Source organism: Aureimonas endophytica (genome assembly GCF_014642635.1).
GTDB lineage: Bacteria > Pseudomonadota > Alphaproteobacteria > Rhizobiales > Rhizobiaceae > Plantimonas > Plantimonas endophytica.
Map to the genome: position 1 here is coordinate 135,775 of NZ_BMIQ01000009.1, position 15,977 is coordinate 151,751.

General features: G+C 68.6%; 10 protein-coding genes. 9 read left to right on the top strand and 1 reads right to left on the bottom strand.

The features are described from left to right. Positions 1–40: 40 nt before the first annotated feature. The 7 genes from IEY14_RS22510 (at position 41) to IEY14_RS22540 (ending at position 10,590) form a co-directional block, all read left to right on the top strand. The gene (locus IEY14_RS22510; protein WP_188912551.1) at positions 41–1,153 is read left to right on the top strand and encodes a zinc-binding metallopeptidase family protein; all 1,113 of its coding nucleotides are present in this window, start codon (positions 41–43) and stop codon (positions 1,151–1,153) included. Between the two features lie 193 nt (positions 1,154–1,346). Beyond that, positions 1,347–3,224, top strand: coding sequence for a malto-oligosyltrehalose trehalohydrolase (gene treZ / locus IEY14_RS22515; protein ID WP_188912552.1), 1,878 nt, complete (start codon positions 1,347–1,349; stop codon positions 3,222–3,224). Beyond that, positions 3,217–5,067: a 4-alpha-glucanotransferase gene (malQ, locus tag IEY14_RS22520; RefSeq protein ID WP_188912553.1), complete on the top strand. Its 1,851-nt coding sequence runs from the start codon at positions 3,217–3,219 to the stop codon at positions 5,065–5,067. The genes treZ and malQ overlap by 8 nt, the downstream gene beginning before the upstream one ends. Beyond that, the gene (gene treY / locus IEY14_RS22525; RefSeq protein WP_188912554.1) at positions 5,064–7,760 is read left to right on the top strand and encodes a malto-oligosyltrehalose synthase; all 2,697 of its coding nucleotides are present in this window, start codon (positions 5,064–5,066) and stop codon (positions 7,758–7,760) included. The genes malQ and treY overlap by 4 nt, the downstream gene beginning before the upstream one ends. Positions 7,761–7,809: 49 nt before the next feature. After that, positions 7,810–8,595, top strand: coding sequence for a ThuA domain-containing protein (locus IEY14_RS22530; protein ID WP_188912555.1), 786 nt, complete (start codon positions 7,810–7,812; stop codon positions 8,593–8,595). Continuing rightward, the gene (locus IEY14_RS22535) at positions 8,592–9,647 is read left to right on the top strand and encodes a Gfo/Idh/MocA family protein (RefSeq protein WP_188912556.1); all 1,056 of its coding nucleotides are present in this window, start codon (positions 8,592–8,594) and stop codon (positions 9,645–9,647) included. Before IEY14_RS22530 ends, IEY14_RS22535 begins: the two co-directional genes overlap by 4 nt. Before the next feature lie 181 nt (positions 9,648–9,828). Continuing rightward, positions 9,829–10,590: a prephenate dehydrogenase gene (locus IEY14_RS22540; RefSeq protein WP_188912557.1), complete on the top strand. Its 762-nt coding sequence runs from the start codon at positions 9,829–9,831 to the stop codon at positions 10,588–10,590. 5 nt (positions 10,591–10,595) lie between these two features. Here the strand turns inward: IEY14_RS22540 and IEY14_RS22545 are convergent, their stop codons facing one another. Beyond that, positions 10,596–11,210 (bottom strand): LysE family translocator, encoded by a 615-nt coding sequence (locus tag IEY14_RS22545; protein WP_188912558.1) that lies wholly within the window; start codon positions 11,208–11,210, stop codon positions 10,596–10,598. Between the two features lie 280 nt (positions 11,211–11,490). Between IEY14_RS22545 and IEY14_RS22550 the strand changes: the two genes are divergently transcribed. Both IEY14_RS22550 and pyc read left to right on the top strand, forming a co-directional pair. Continuing rightward, on the top strand, positions 11,491–12,378 hold the full coding sequence (locus IEY14_RS22550) for a DMT family transporter (RefSeq protein WP_188912560.1): 888 nt from the start codon (positions 11,491–11,493) through the stop codon (positions 12,376–12,378). 103 nt (positions 12,379–12,481) lie between these two features. Beyond that, positions 12,482–15,940, top strand: coding sequence for a pyruvate carboxylase (gene pyc / locus IEY14_RS22555; RefSeq protein WP_188912562.1), 3,459 nt, complete (start codon positions 12,482–12,484; stop codon positions 15,938–15,940). Positions 15,941–15,977: the final 37 nt, after the last annotated feature.

A 15,977-nucleotide genomic window follows, 5' to 3' on the forward strand; every position in this document is an offset into this window, starting at 1 on the left:
GGCCGGACCCCGATCGTCCCTTTCTCCCGCAAGGTGCGCGATGAAGCTCTTTTCCTGCCCGTCCTGCCAGCAGGTCGTCTTCTTTCCGAACGTGGTCTGCGAGCGCTGCAACCACGCGCTCGGCTACGAGCCGAATTCCAACCGCATGCTGGCGCTGGAGCCGGCGGAGGACGGCTTCTGGACCTCGGTCGGGCGCGGCGCCGACGGCAGCGGCTGGAAATACGACGCCAATTACCAGTACGGCGTCTGCAACTGGCTCCTGCCCTCCGACAGCCCGGACACGCTGAGCCTCGCCTCGCGCTTCAATCTCGTGATCCCCAATCTCGACGAGCCGGACAATCTCGTCCTCTGGCAGAAGATGGAACTCGCCAAGCAGCGCCTCTTCTACGGCCTTCTCCGGCTGAAGCTGCCGCTCGTCACGCGCGCCGAACATCCCGAAGGCCTCGGCTTCCAGTTCCTCAGCGACGAGGGCGGGAAGGTGATGACCGGCCACGACCAGGGCCTCATCACCATCGCCCTTGTCGAAGCGGACGATGCCGAGCGCGAGAAGCGCCGCACGGCGATGGGCGAGCCCTATCGCACGCTGCTCGGCCATTTCCGCCACGAGATCGGCCATTGGTACTGGGACCGTCTGGTGCGCGACGGCGGCGCGCTGGAGGAATGCCGCGCCATCTTCGGCAATGACGAGGAGGACTACAACCAGGCGCTCCAGAACCACTATGCCAACGGCCCGAAGCCGAACTGGCAGAACGAATACGTCTCCGCCTATGCCGGCGCCCACCCCTGGGAGGACTTCGCCGAGACCTGGGCGCATTACCTCCACATCATCGACACGCTGGAGGTCGGCGGCTCCTACGGCATCGCCCTGCATCCCAAGGCCGATCGCGAGGGCGTCCTGACCACCGATCTCGACTTCAACGCCTATGACGGGACGACGAGCATCGAGACCATCGTGGATGCCTGGCTCGCCCTCTCCGCCGCGCTGAACTCGTTCAACCGCGCCATGGGCCACCAGGACCTCTATCCTTTCGTCCTGTCGCCGACCGTCACGGCCAAGCTCGGCTTCATCCACGACCTCGTGCATGGCCGGATCGGCCAGGGCCGTCAGGCGGTGGAGGAGGCGGTCGCAGGCCAGTCGAAGCTCGCCGCCTGAGGTCTTCGGAGGCCTTGTTGGAGGCCTATCCAAAATCGAAGGGGTGCCCGCTGACCTCCCCGGCGGGTGCCATAGATGCGGCGATGGACGGGCAGGCGGTGCCGGGCGGACCGGAAAGGCCGGGCGCCGCGCCCGGACCCGGCGACCGCCCCGGCGGGCCGGCCAGAGACGACCGGATCGGAGACGACCAAGCATGACGGCAGACGACGCGCGTTTCTCGCAAGCCACGGACTGGGGTCCGAACGTGGTGGACGGGGGCGTCCGGTTCCGCCTCTGGGCCCCGACGAAGAACCGGATCGAACTGGCCTACGGATCGTCCGACGATCCTCGTTTCCTGCCGCTGGAGCGGGGCGAGCGCGGCTGGTGGGAGATCGTCACCGACAAGGTCGGCTTCGGCGAGGGCTATGCCTTCCGCATCGACGGCGAGGCGATCGTGCCCGACCCGGCGGCCCGCGCCCAGGTCGCCGACGTCCATTCCTTCTCCCGCCTCGTCGATCCGCGCGCCTACGAATGGAAGACGCCCGGCTGGAAGGGCCGGCCGCTCCAGGACTGCGTGTTCTACGAGCTGCATGTCGGCACCTTCACGCCGGAAGGCACCTTCGACGCGGTGATCGGCAAGCTCGACTATCTCAAGGACACCGGCATCACGGCGGTGGAGCTTCTGCCCGTCGCCGAGTTCAGCGGCCGGCGCGGCTGGGGCTATGACGGGACGCTGCTCTACTGCCCGCATGCCGCCTATGGCGGGGTCGAGGGGCTGAAGCGGCTGGTCGACGCCGCCCACGAGCGCGGCCTGATGGTGTTTCTCGACTGCGTCTACAATCACTTCGGACCGGACGGGAACTATCTCAACGCCTATGCGCCGGAATTCTTCCATCCGGAGATCCATACGCCCTGGGGGCCCGCCATCGCCTATGACGAGCGGCCGGTGCGCGAGTTCATGATCGACAACGCGCTCTACTGGTTCGGCGAATACCGGATCGACGGCCTCCGCCTCGACGCGATCGATTCTATCAAGGACAAGAGCGAGATCGACATCATCGCCGAACTCGCGGCGCGGGTGCGCCAGACCTTTCCCGACCGCCACCTGCATCTGACCTCCGAGGATGCCCGCAACATCACCTGGCATATCGAGCGCAATGCCGATGGCGGCCCGCGCCTCGTCTCGGCGGAGTGGAACGACGACTTCCACCATTGCTGCCACGTGCTGACGACGGGCGAGACGGAGGGCTATTATGCCGACTATACGCCGGCCAGCGCCCATCAGCTGGCGCGCTGCCTCGCGGAAGGCTTCGTCTATCAGGGCCAATATTCGGCTGAGCGGGAGGACCATGTCGGCCATCCCTCCAACCACCTGCCGCCCACCGCCTTCGTCAACTTCATCCAGAACCACGACCAGATCGGCAACCGCGCCTTCGGCGACCGTCTGACGACCCTGTCGAGCGACGGGCAGATGCGCTGCCTCCAGGCGATCCTCCTCCTGTCGCCGCAGCTGCCGCTGATCTTCATGGGTGAGGAATACGGGGAGACCCAGCCCTTCTGCTTCTTCACCGACTTCCATGGTGAGCTCGGCGAGGCGGTGTCGAAGGGGCGGCGCGAGGAGTTCAAGAAATTCGCCTCCTTCGAGAAGGAGGGCAAGTCGGTGGTGCCCGATCCCAACGAGGTCTCGACCTTCGAGCAGTCGCGCCTGCGCTGGGACCGGCTGGGCGAGGAGGACCATGCCGCCCATCATGCGGCGGTGAAGGAGCTTCTCGCCATCCGCCGGCGCGAGATCGTGCCGCTGCTCGCCGACATCCCCGCCCATAGCGGCTCCTACCGGGCCACCGATTCCCGCGCCTTCGAGGTCTGCTGGTCGCTTGGCCAGGACACGGCGCTGCATGTCTTCGCCAATCTCGACGACGAGCCCTGGGGCTTGCCGGATGCCATCTCGCCGAGCGAGCGTGCGCAGGGACACACCATCTACGCGACGAGTCGCGAGGCGGAGGAAGGCTTGCGCCTCGGTGTCCTGCCCGGAACCTCGGTGGTGGTCCGTCTCGCCGGCCGCCTCCTGATCGAGAAGAGCCCCGATGTCTGACCTCGACCGCCTCGCCGAAAGCCACGGCATCCAGATCGGCTATATTTCCGAGATGGGCGAGCGCAAGATCATTTCCGATCAGGCCAAGCGCTCGCTGCTCGGCGTCCTCGGCATCGATCCGGACGGCGCCGACTATGGCGGCTTCGACGAGGCGGCGGACAAGCCGCATCTGCGCTGCGCGCTGCCGGAGGATCTCTTCGCCCGCAAGGCCTGGGGCGCCACCTGCCAGCTCTATTCGCTGCGCTCGCGCCGCTCGCTCGGCCTCGGCGACTTCGAGGACCTGGCGCGCTTCGCCGAGATCGCTGCGGAGGCCGGCGCCGCCTTCGTCGGCGTCAACCCGCTCCATGCCCTGTTCTTCGCCGATGGCGGGCGGTTCGGCCCCTATTCGCCCTCGACGCGCCGCTTCCTCAGCCCCGCCTATCTCGCCCTCGACAAGCTGAAGGGCGGGCCGGAGGCGGTCGCCGCCGTCAGGGCAGAAGAGCCGGCGGCCTTTTCCGCCCTCGACGCGGATCTCGTCGACTATCCGACCGCCGTGCGGCTGAAGCACCGGATCCTCCACCGCATCTTCGCGGCGCGGCGCGAGGAGATCGGCGCCTCCTCCGCCTTCGAGCGCTATGTTGCCGGCAATGGCGATCCCTTGCGCGACTTCGCTTTGTTCGAGGCGATCTCGGCCAAGATGGTGACTGAGGGCCATCATGCCGGCTGGCATTCCTGGCCGGACGAATGGCGCCGGCGCGACGGCGCGACCGTGCGCGGCTTCGAGGACGGCGAGGGGGCGGAGGAGACCCTGTTCCATCTCTGGCTGCAATATCTCTGCGACGAGCAGCTCGCCGAGGCGCAGGCGCGCGCCAAGGGCGCCGGCATGCGGATCGGCCTCTATCTCGACCTCGCGGTCGGCGTCGCGCCGGACGGGGCGGAGACCTGGGCCGATCCCGAGCTCACCGTCGGCAGCGCCCGCGTCGGCTCGCCGCCGGACATGTTCAATTCCAGCGGCCAGGACTGGGGCCTCGCCCCGCAGTCGCCGACGGCGCTCGCCGCGCGCGACTACCGCCCGCTCGGCCATTCCTTCGACGCCCTGACCCGCCATGCGGGCGCGGTGCGCATCGACCACGCGATGGGGCTCGCCCGGCTCTGGTGGATCGCCGAGGGCCATCCCTCGGCCGAGGGCGGCTATATCCGCTACCCGCTCGGCCGCATGGTGGACACGATCGCCAAGGTCTCGGTCGACAATGGCTGCATCGTCATCGGCGAGGATCTCGGCACCGTGCCGCCGGGCTTCCGCCACACGATGTCGGACGCCGGCATCCTGTCCTACCGCGTCCTCTATTTCGAGCGGCGCGGCGGGGCGGAATTCCTCGATCCCGCCGCCTATCCGGCCTCCTCGCTCGCCTGCGTCTCGACGCATGACCTGCCGACCCTGAAGGGCTGGTGGGACGGCACCGATGTCGAGTTGCGCGCCGCGATGGGCACGCAGAACGCCGAGCGCTCGGAAGCCGGGCGCGAGGAGCGCAAGCGCGATCGCCGCGCCCTCGTCGTGGCTTTGAAGGAGGAGGGCGTCCTGCCCGAGCGCTACGACCGCGTCGCCTCCGGCGAGGACCCGCTGCCGGCGCGGCTGGAACAGGACATGGCCGATGCCGTGCACCGCTTCGTCGCCCGCACGCCGAGCGTCCTCGTCGCCATCCAGATCGAGGACATGATCGGCTCGGAGCGCCAGCCGAACCTGCCCGGCACGACCGACCAATATCCGAACTGGCGCATCCGCCTGCCGGTCTTCCTGGAGGAGCTCGCCGCTCATCCGGGATTCCAGTCGGCGGCGGCGGCCATGCGAAGCGAGAGACCATGAACCGACCCCTCGTCGCGACCTATCGCCTCCAGTTCCGCGAGGGCACGGATTTCGCCGCCGCCTCCGAGCTGGCGCCCTATCTGAAGAAGCTCGGCGTCAGCCATTTCTACGCCTCGCCGATCTTCGCCGCCTCGCCGGGCTCGACCCATGGCTACGACGTCGTCGACTACAACCGCTTCGAAGCCGATCTCGGCGGCGATCCGGGCTTCACCGCCATGAGCGACGCCCTGACGCGCGAGGATCTCGGCCTCATCCTCGACTTCGTGCCGAACCATATGGGCGTCTCGCCGGAAAACGGCTGGTGGGAGGACGTCCTCGCCTGGGGGCGCGAGAGCCGTCACGCGACGACCTTCGACATCGCCTGGGACGCCGAGAAGATCCTCGTGCCGGTGCTCGGCAAGCCCTATGGCGAGGCGCTGGCGGACGGCGACCTGAAGGTGGTGGTGGAGCCGGAGCGCGCCCGCTTCCGCTTCGACGCGGGCGGCTACCAGTTGCCGATCGATCCGCGCAGCCTCGGCCATGTCTTCGGCTTCCTCGAGCATGAGGAGCGCGACCGGCTGAACCGCCGCTTCGCCGTCGCGACCCCGGTCGATGGCGACGAGCTGACGGAGCGGTTGCGCGAGCATCTCGGCGATGCCGGCTTCCAGAGCGCGCTGACGCATGCGGTCGAGGCGATCAACGGCGACCGCACCGCGCTGCACGGGCTGCACGAGGCGCAGAACTGGCGCCTCGCCTGGTGGCGCACCGCGCGCGAGAAGCTGACCTATCGCCGCTTCTTCGAGATCGCCGACCTCATCGGCGTGCGCCAGGAGATCCGCCACGTCTTCCGCGACTCGCACCGCACCGTGATCCGCCTCGCCAAGGAGCGGCGGCTCGACGGCATCCGCATCGACCATGTCGACGGGCTCGCCGATCCGAAGAACTATCTTCTCGATCTCCGTCAGGCCTTCCAGTCGGCCCGGCGCGATCCCCTGATCTATGTCGAGAAGATCCTGACCGGCGAGGAGCGGCTGCGCACCTCCTGGGACATCCAGGGCACGACGGGCTACGAATTCATCACCGCTCTGTCCGGCCTCTATGTCGATGCCACCAAGGAAGAGGCGATGGCCGAGGCCTATGCCGACTTCCTCGGCGAGGTCGAGGACTTGCGCGGCATGATCAAGCGGCAGAAGCGCTCGATCTTCGCCCGCAATCTCGCGGGCGAGCTCGCCTATCTGACGGGCGAGGCGCTCGACGTCGCGGCGCGCGGCCTTTCCACCCGCGATCTCGGCCCCGACACGATCCAGCGCTCGATCGTCGAGGTCGCGGCCTCGCTGCCGGTCTACCGCACCTATGTCGGCGTCGACGGCGTGCCGACGAAGGATGTCGCGATCATCGACGCGGCGGTGGCCGAGGCGAAGTCCGGCCGCGAGGTGGAGGCGGACGAGCCGATCGAGTTCATCGGCCGCCTGCTAAAGCTCGATTTCGAGGAGGCCGCCGATGTCGCCGGCGCCCTGAACTTCACCCGGCGCTTCCAGCAGACGACCGGCGCGGTGATGGCGAAGGCGGTGGAGGACACGGTCTTCTACCGCTACAACCGCCTGATCGCGCTGAACGAGGTCGGCGGCGAGCCGGATCATTACGGCGCCGAGCTCGCGGCCTTTCACGAGGCGATGCGGATCCGCGTCGAGGACCAGCCGGAAGGCCTTCTCGCCACCTCGACCCACGACACCAAGCGCGGCGAGGACGCCCGCGCCCGTCTCTACACGCTGAGCGAGGCGCCGGAGCGCTGGGAGACGATCGTCGCCAAGGGCACGGAGACGCTCGGCGCCTTCCGCCACCAGATCGAGCCGCTTCTCGTCTCGCCCGATCCCGCGACGGAATGGGGCTTCTACCAGAGCCTTCTCGGCGTGCTGCCGGCGGATTTCGACCCGAAGGACCGCAAGACCCTCGCCGAGATCGAGACGCGTCTCCTCGCCTTCGTCGAGAAGGCGGTGCGCGAGGCCAAGCGCTATACGAGCTGGACCTCCCCGGCGGAGGATTACGAGAGCGCCCTGAAGGGCTTCGTCTCGGCCGCGCTCGATCCGGCGAACGGCTTTCTCGAAACGTTCTGGCAGGAGGTGCAGCCCTTCGTCGCGGCCGGCGCCCTCAACTCGCTGAGCCAGGTGATCGTCAAGATGGCGGCGCCCGGCGTGCCGGACATCTATCAGGGCACCGAGTTCTACGATCTGAGCCTGGTCGATCCCGACAACCGCCGGCCGATCGACTTCTCGGCCCGGGTCAAGGCGATGGACGAGGCCATGTCGATGCCGGAGGCCTTCCGCCACTGGCGCGACGGCCGGATCAAGGCGAAGGTGACGGCGGCGAGCCTGAAGGCGCGCCAGCGCGAACCCGAGCTCTTCACCCGCGGCGACTATTTGCCGCTCGCCGTCGAGGGACCGCTCGCCGACCATGTGATCGCCTTCGCCCGCCTGCGCGAGGAGGCGGCGGCCATCGCCGTCGCGCCGCGCATGTCGCTGAAGCTCCTCGCCGATTGCGGGACGATCATGCCGGGCGAGGGCTGCTGGGGCGATACGGCGATCCGCCTGACCGGGCCGCTGATCGGCCGCGACTGGGAGGACGTGCTCGACAAGGGGATGCTCGCCCTCGACGACCGTCTGCGCCTCGGCGATCTTCCGGGAAAGCTGCCGTTCGCCTTTCTGCTTGCGAGCTGACCGCGTCCTGGCTAATTCCTGCAACTCAAGGGAGACTGGGAGGTCGCCGATGCCGATTCGTGCCGTCGTCTGGAACGAGTTCATCCACGAGCGCGAGAACGCCACCGTCCGGGGCATCTACCCGGACGGCATCCACGAGACCATCGCCGCCGCGCTGCGCCAGGAGCCCGGCATCGAGGCCTCGACGGCGTCGCTCGACCAGGCGGAGCACGGCCTGTCGGCCGAGCGCCTCGCCGCCACCGACGTGCTCCTTTGGTGGGGCCACAAGGCCCATGGCCAGGTCGAGGACGCGGTGGTCGAGCGCGTCGCCGAGCGCGTCTTCCAGGGCATGGGGCTGATCGTCCTCCATTCCGGCCATTTCTCGAAGATCTTCAAGCGGCTGATGGGCTCGCCCTGCAGCCTGCGCTGGCGCGAGGCCGGCGAGCGCGAGCGCGTCTGGACGATCAACCGTTCGCATCCGATCGCGGCCGGCGTCGGCGATCAGATCACCATCGAGAATACCGAGATGTATGGCGAGCCCTTCCTCGTCCCCGAGCCGATGGAAACGGTCTTCGTCTCCTGGTACCAGGGCGGCGAGGTCTTCCGCTCCGGCCTCACCTATCAGCGCGGCGCCGGCCGCATCTTCTATTTCGCGCCCGGCCACGAGACCTATCCGATCTATCACCAGCCGGCGGTGCAGCAGGTGCTGCGCAACGCCGTGCGCTGGGCCCACAACCCGGCCGCGCCCTGGGCCGACGTCTCCGACGCGCCCAACGTGCCGGTGGACCGGGCGCCGGAGCCGATCGAGCAGCGCGGCGGCTCGCTGCACGCCGCCGGCGAAGAGGGGTTCCGGTGACCGAGAAGCGCATCGCCATTCTCGGCACGGGCTCGATCGCCCATAAGCATGCCGAGCATTTCTCCGTCATTCCCGGCTGCCGCCTCGTCGCGGCGGTCGACACCAATCTCGACCGGGCGAAGATCTTCGCCGAGATGCACGCCATCCCGCAGGTCTTCGCCAGCGTCGAGGATCTCGTCGCCTGGGGCGAGTTCGACGCGGCGGTGAATTCGACGCCCGACGCCGCGCATTACCCGACGACGATGCAGCTGATCGCGGCGCGGAAGGCGATCTTCTGCGAGAAGCCGCTCGCCGTGAACCATCGCGACGCGATGACCATGACCGAAGCCGCCGAGGAGGCCGGGCTCATCGCCATGGTCAATCTCACCTATCGCAACGCCCATGCCATCCAGACGGCGCGGCGCATGGTGGAGTCGGGCGAGATCGGCACCATCCGCCATGTCGAGGCGAGCTATCTCCAGAGCTGGCTGACCGGCCGGCACTGGGGCGACTGGCGCACCGACGAGCGCTGGCTCTGGCGCCTGTCCTCCGCCCACGGCTCGAAGGGCGTCGTCGGCGATATCGGCGTCCACATCCTCGACTTCGTAACCTTCGGCACGAATCTCGACATCGTCGGCCTGTCGGCGAAGCTGCGCACCTTCGATAAGGCGGAGGGCAACCGGATCGGCGCCTACGATCTCGACGTCAACGATTCCTGCGCGATGACGATCGAGCTCGCGAACGGGGCGCTCGGCGTCGTCCACATGTCGCGCTTCGCCACCGGCCGGCGCAACGATCTCGACCTCGTCGTCCATGGCGAGAAGGGAGCGCTGAAGGTCTGGGCCGACCACGAGAATTCGCGCCTGGAAGTCTGTCTCGGCCCGGATATCGAGACGCAGACTTGGAAACTCGTCGACTGTCCGCCGACGCCCAAGAACGCCGAGCGCTTCGTCATCGCGCTTCTCTCCGGCGAGAACGGCGAGCCGACCTTCCGCCGCGCCGCCGAGGTGCAGAAGCTGCTCGACCTCTGCTTCGCCGCCGACGAGGAGGGCCGCCGGCTGGCGGTCGATTGACAGGCGATCCCGGCGTTTCTAAGGTTCGCCCCCATGACGAACCCCTTGTCCTTCGCCGGGATCTATTACGCGCCGCGACATTAGCGGCGGGGTGCTTTGTCGTCCTTCAACCGCTGCGGGACCAGCGGTTGAACCCTCCCATCCGATGCGCTGGCTCCGCGGCCTCATGCGGAGTTCCTCCATGCGGTCCCATCGCACCGTCTCTCGTCTCGGCATCGTCGGTTTCGGCGCCTTCGGCCGGCTGATCGCCGAACATCTCGGCGGACGTTTCGACATCCTCGCCTTCGACCGTGCCGGTCCTCCCTCCGCCGCGCCCGCCGGGGCGCGCTTCGCCGGTCTCGCCGAGGTCGCGACCTGTCCGATCGTCATCCTCGCCGTGCCGGTGGACGCGATCGCCGAGGCCTGCCGGGCGGTCGCGCCGCATCTTCAGCCCGGCGCCCTCGTCCTGGATGTCGGCTCGGTCAAACTCGGGCCGGCCCGGGCCATGCTCGCCCATCTGCCGGACGCGGTCGAGATCCTCGCCACCCATCCGCTCTTCGGCCCGCAAAGCGCGCGGGACGGCCTCGCCGGTCTGAAGATCGCCCTCTGTCCCTTGCGCGGGACGCGGGCGCCGCGCGTCGCCGCCTTCCTGCGCCGGGCGCTCGGCCTCGACGTGATCGTCACGACGCCCGAAGCGCATGACCGCGAGGCGGCGCTGTCGCAGGGCCTTACCCATCTCGTCGCGAAAGTGCTCGCCGGCATGGAGCCGCTGCCGAACCGGGTGACGACGCGGAGCTTCGATCTCCTGCGCGAGGCGGTCGGCATGGTGCGCCATGATCCGCCGGAGATCTTCGAGGCGGTGACGCGCGGCAATCCCTTCGCGGGCGACATGCGCCGCCTGTTCGTGGAACTGGCGCAGGGGCTCGACCGCGAACTCGGCCCCGAGTCCGTTGCAGCCCGATGACGCCCTCAGCGTGCCGCGACGACGGCGGCGCCGGCGCCGATCATCACGGTGCCGGCCGCGCGATTGACGCGCCGCACCGCCTTCGGCGTGCGCAGCAGGCGCCGCGCCCGCGCCGCCAGCAGCACGTAGCCGCCGATCACCACGGCCTCGACCGCGAGGATCACGGCCGTTAGCGCCCCGAGATGGGCGGGCGTCAGCGCGGCGCCGACGACCTGCGGCAGGAGGGCCATGTAGAAAAGCGGCATCTTCGGATTGCCGAGATTGAGCGCGATGCCGGTTGCGAAGACGGCGAGAAGGCTCTGGCGGCCGCCGGCCGGCTGGAGATCCGGCACGACCGGCACCGCCCTCCAGAGCTTCACGCCCATCCAGACGAGATAGGCGGCGCCGAGATAGCGCAGCGCCACCATCGCGACGCCCATCTCCTCCGCGACCAGCGACAGGCCGCAGGCGGCGAGCGTCAGGACGGCGAGGATGCCGAGCGTCATGCCGGCGGCATAGGCGATGCCGGAAGCGGCCCCATGCGAGATCGTCCGGGCGATGATCGTCATGTTATCCGGGCCGGGGCTGGCGGCGAAGACGAAATAGGCCGCCGCGAAGGCGGCAAGGGTCGCGGCATCCATGCGAGGCACCCTTCCAGGATGTGGAGACGGCTAAGGTTCCAGCATTTCGGGCGACGCGCAAGGGGCAGCGGGCGGGATCGATGGCCCTTTGCGGAGCGTCCGCGCCGGTGCGGCACCGCCGCCCGTTGAAGTGGAATTCCGACGCGACAGCTCTGCCTCGCGCCCCGCCTCACGGCTTAACACGAGGTGATCGCCGCCCGCCTTGTTTTCGCCGATTCGCCCGGATTACGGCTGTGGCAGCGTTCCGCTCCGCTTTCCTCCCACGCCCCCGAGTCGTCCCATGCAAGCCGGCGTCCTTCTCGCCTTCCTGGCCTATCTGGCCTTTGCCTGCGGCGACGCGGCGGTGAAGCGGGCGGGCGCGGTGTTGCCCGTCTTCGAGGTCGGCTTCTTCGTTTCGCTCTTCGCCCTCGTGCCCACCCTCTTCACCAAGCGCCCGAGCACGCCCTGGCGCGAGATCCTGGTGCCGAAGCGGCCCGGCCTCGTCGCGCTGCGCATGGCGAGCGGCGTCGTCGGCGGGGCGCTCGGCGTCTATGCCTTCTCGCATCTGCCGCTGGCGGAGGCCTATGCGCTGATCTTCCTCGTGCCGCTCTTCGTCACCATCCTTTCGGCGACGATCCTCAAGGAGGAGATCGGCGCCAAGCGCTGGGGCGCCGTCTTCGTCGGTCTCGGCGGCGTGTTCCTCGTCGTGCGGCCCGGCTTTCGCGAGATCCTGCCCGCCCATCTCGCGGCGGTCGGCGTCGCGCTTGCCGGCGGGATCACGGTGATCGTGCTGCGCGTTCTCGGGCCGACCGAGCGCCGGCTGACCCTGATCGGCTCGGTGCTGCTCGCCGCCACGCTCGTCAACGGCGTGCTGATGCTGCCCGAATTCGTGATGCCGACGCCCGATCTCTGGCCGGTGCTGGTGCTCGGCGGCATCGGCGCCGGCCTCGGCCATCTCTGCATCGTCCTCGCGACGCGGCTCGCCCCGGCCGCCCGCGTCGCGCCGACGCAATACAGCCAGATCATCTGGGCCGCCGTGATCGGCGCCGCCTTCTTCGACGAACTGCCCGACGCCTTCGCCATCGGCGGCATGAGCCTCGTCGGCCTGTCCGGCCTCTTCACCTTCGTGCGCGAGGAGAAGAAGACCAACTGGTGGCAGCGCACGCCGCTTCTGCGCAATCGCGGCTGACGCCGCGGCACTTCCTTTTCATCTCGCACTTGCGAAAATCTTAGTCGCGCCGCAATCTCCGCATCAGCGCGGCCGGAAGAGCCGCCCTGAGGGAGTATCGCTCGTGGCCATAGCCAAGATTCTCGTCGCCAACCGGTCGGAGATCGCGATCCGCGTGTTTCGGGCCGCGAACGAGCTGGGCCTGAAGACGGTCGCGATCTGGGCGGAAGAGGACAAGCTGGCGCTGCACCGCTTCAAGGCGGACGAGAGCTATCAGGTCGGGCGCGGGCCGCATCTGAAGCGCGATCTCGGGCCGATCGAGAGCTATCTGTCGATCGAGGAGGTGATCCGCGTCGCCAAGCTTTCGGGCGCGGACGCGATCCATCCGGGCTACGGCCTCCTGTCGGAAAGCCCGGAATTCGTCGATGCCTGCGTCGAGGCCGGCATCACCTTCATCGGCCCCTCCGCCGACACGATGCGCCGGCTCGGCAACAAGGTCGCGGCGCGCAATCTGGCGATCGAGATCGGCGTGCCGGTCGTGCCCGCCACCGATCCCCTGCCCGAGGACATGGAGGAGGTGAAGCGCCTCGCCGCCGCCATCGGCTATCCGCTGATGCTGAAGGCCTCCTGGGGCGGCGGCGGACGCGGCATGCGCGCCATCCGCAAGGAAGAGGATCTCGCCCGCGAGGTGGTGGAGGCCAAGCGCGAGGCCAAGGCGGCCTTCGGCAAGGACGAGGTCTATCTCGAAAAGCTCGTCGAGCGCGCCCGCCATGTCGAGGTGCAGATCCTCGGCGACACGCACGGCAATGTCGTCGATCTCTACGAGCGCGACTGCTCGATCCAGCGCCGCAACCAGAAGGTCGTGGAGCGCGCCCCCGCGCCCTATCTCGACGACACGCGGCGGCGTGAGCTCGCGGCCTATGCGCGCAAGCTCGCCGAGGCGACGAGCTATGTCGGCGCCGGCACGGTCGAGTTCCTGATGGATGCCGATACGGGCGCCTTCTACTTCATCGAAGTGAATCCGCGCATCCAGGTCGAGCATACGGTGACGGAGGAGGTCACCGGCATCGACATCGTCAAGGCGCAGATCCACATCCTCGACGGCTTCGCGATCGGCAGCCCGGAGAGCGGCGTGCCGCGCCAGGAGGATATCCGCCTCAACGGCCACGCGCTCCAGTGCCGCATCACCACCGAGGACCCGGAGCACAATTTCATCCCCGATTACGGCCGCATCACCGCCTATCGCGGCGCGACCGGCTTCGGCATCCGGCTCGACGGCGGCACCGCCTATTCCGGCGCCTTCATCACCCGCTACTACGACCCGCTGCTGGAGAAGGTGACGGCCTGGGCGCCGAGCGCGGAGGAGGCGATCGAGCGCATGAACCGCGCGCTGCGCGAGTTCCGCATCCGCGGCGTCGCGACGAACCTCACCTTCCTCGAGGCGATCATCACGCATCCGAGCTTCCGCGACAATTCCTACACGACGCGCTTCATCGACACGACGCCGGAACTCTTCCAGCAGGTGAAGCGCAAGGACCGCGCGACGAAGCTCCTCACCTATCTCGCCGACGTCACCGTCAACGGCCATCCCGAGACGCGCAGCCGGCCGCGCCCCTCCAAGGACATCGCGCCGCCGGTCGTGCCGATCTTCGACGGCGCGGTGCCCGGCGGCTCGCGCCAGCGCCTGGAGGCGCTCGGCGCCAAGGGCTTCGCCGACTGGATGCGGGAGCAGCGCCAAGTCCTCGTCACCGACACGACGATGCGCGACGGCCACCAGTCGCTGCTGGCGACGCGCATGCGCACGCATGACATCGCCGGCATCGCCGAGGCCTATGCGAAGGGCCTGCCGCAGCTCCTCTCGCTCGAATGCTGGGGCGGGGCGACCTTCGACGTCGCGATGCGCTTCCTCACCGAGGACCCGTGGGAGCGTCTCGCGCTGATCCGCGAGAAGGCGCCGAACATCCTCCTCCAGATGCTGCTGCGCGGCTCCAACGGCGTCGGCTACACCAACTATCCCGACAATGTGGTGCGCTATTTCGTCGGCGAGGCGGCCAAGGGCGGCGTCGATCTCTTCCGCGTCTTCGACTGCCTGAACTGGGTCGAGAACATGCGCGTCTCGATCGACGCGGTGGTGGAATCGGGCAAGCTCTGCGAGGGCGCGGTCTGCTACACGGCCGACGTCCTGTCCTCGGCGCGCCCGAAATACGACCTCAGATATTACGTCGATCTCGCCAAGGAGATGGAGGCGGCCGGCGCCCATATCCTCGGCATCAAGGACATGGCCGGCCTGATGAAGCCGGCCGCCGCGCGCGTCCTCTTCAAGGCGCTGAAGGAGGAGATCGGCATTCCGATCCACTTCCACACCCACGACACGTCCGGCATCGCCGGCGCGACGGTGCTGGCCGCCGTCGATGCCGGGGTCGACGCGGTGGACGCGGCGATGGACGCGCTGTCCGGCAACACGTCCCAGGCCTGCCTCGGCTCGATCGTCCAGGCGCTTCAGGGCCACGAGCGCGATCCGGGCCTGTCCTCGGAGGCGATCCGGCGCATCTCCTTCTACTGGGAGGCGGTGCGCAACCAATATGCCGCCTTCGAGAGCGACCTGAAGGGGCCGGCCTCGGAAGTCTATCTACACGAGATGCCGGGCGGGCAGTTCACCAACCTCAAGGAACAGGCGCGCTCGCTCGGCCTCGAAACGCGCTGGCACGCCGTCGCCCAGACCTATGCCGACGTGAACCTGATGTTCGGCGACATCGTGAAGGTGACGCCCTCCTCCAAGGTCGTCGGCGACATGGCGCTGATGATGGTGGCGCAGGACCTGACCGTCGCCGATGTGGAGGATCCGACGCGCGACGTCGCCTTCCCGGATTCGGTCGTCTCGATGCTGCGCGGCGATCTCGGCCAGCCGGAGGGCGGCTGGCCGGCGGCGCTCCAGAAGAAGGTGCTGAAGGGCGAGACGCCGATCACGGTGCGGCCGGGCTCGCTGCTGAAGCCCGCCGATCTCGCCGCCGAGCGCGCCAAGGCGGAGGAGAAGCTGGGCGCCCGGCTCTCCGACCAGGATTTCGCCGCCTATCTCATGTATCCGAAGGTCTTCTCCGACTTCTTCGCGGCGCAGGAGACCTACGGCCCCGTCTCCACCCTGCCGACCCCGAACTATTTCTACGGCCTCGGCCTGGAGGAGGAGGTGCTGGTCGATATCGAGCGCGGCAAGACGCTGGTGATCCGCTGCCTCGGCTTCGGCGAGACCGACGATCGCGGCATGCGCACGGTCTTCTTCGAGCTGAACGGCCAGCCGCGCCGCATCAAGGTGCCGGATCGCGGCAAGGGCGGCGGGGCGCGGGTCAAGGCCAAGGCCGAGCCCGGCAATGCCGCGCATGTCGGCGCGCCGATGCCGGGCGTCGTCTCGACGCTCGCCGTCGCCCCCGGCCAGGCGGTCAAGGCCGGCGACGTGCTCCTTTCCATCGAGGCGATGAAGATGGAAACCGCGCTCCATGCCGAGCGGGACGGCACCGTCGAGGCCGTCCATGTGAAGACCGGCGACCAGATCGACGCCAAGGATCTCCTCGTGGTGCTCGCCGCCTGAGACTTCGAGCCGCGCGGGCGACAGCCCGTTCGGTTGA